Genomic DNA, 728 nt, shown 5'->3' on the forward strand with positions numbered 1-728 from the left:
TTCCGGCGTCTCGCACGTGACTATGAACGGCTTCCCGAAACTCTCGCTGGGCTTCATTTCGTCGTCTTCGCAATGCTCATGCTTGTCCACGCCGTGCCAGTACTTCAAAGTTCCTAACACGCTCTAAAAGCGGCTGTCGCATTGAAACCCGCCAATTTGGCAATGTCGAACAATTCGTACGCGCCACCGCGTTGTTCGCCGTAGTAAGCTGGAGAATCCTGTACGCGATGCTGCTTGCACGGCTTGATGGAAACCTGTCGTGCGAAGTATTGCTGCAGCCAATCGAGTGGCAGGCCCTCTACTGCCGTACGCACGGTAGTACAGAAATGCCCGATGAACCGCCCTCACTCGCGCAGATGATTTTGTGGATCGCCAGACTCGGCGGCTATCTTCCTCGAAAGCATGATCATCCTCCAGGGCCTACCGTCATCTGGCGTGGCTTTCTTGTTCTGCATGAAATTACGATGATGTACCGAATATTCAGGCAGGACGAATAGCACGACTGCATTACTTGTGGGTAATCCTGAGGGAAAACCCCGGGGCGGTTCACAAGGTTAATCCGCGTGCCTTGAGGTGCGGCAGGTCCATACATGATGTCTAACAGGCTGTTGAAAAGCGCCCCGTCATGACGACCGAAGCTACGTTCAGGAGACTTGCGCGTGCAATTTCCCGCTGAATTACCGGTTTGCCGCGCGATCCGCGCGGGGCATGCGCACGCATGCAGCCCC

At 55.4% G+C, this 728-nt stretch carries 1 protein-coding gene and 1 pseudogene; both read left to right on the forward strand.

Annotated features, from left to right (window positions below; all coding sequences use genetic code 11):
* Positions 1-117, forward strand: a pseudogene (locus tag AB4Y34_RS41790) (IS5/IS1182 family transposase); the annotation flags it as partial.
* Positions 118-191: 74 nt separating this feature from the next.
* Positions 192-497, forward strand: coding sequence for an IS4 family transposase (locus AB4Y34_RS41795; protein WP_255215413.1), 306 nt, complete (start codon positions 192-194; stop codon positions 495-497).
* Positions 498-728 lie beyond the last annotated feature (231 nt).

Origin of the sequence: Paraburkholderia sp. BR10954, from assembly GCF_040965775.1 — a bacterium.
Classification (GTDB): domain Bacteria; phylum Pseudomonadota; class Gammaproteobacteria; order Burkholderiales; family Burkholderiaceae; genus Paraburkholderia; species Paraburkholderia youngii.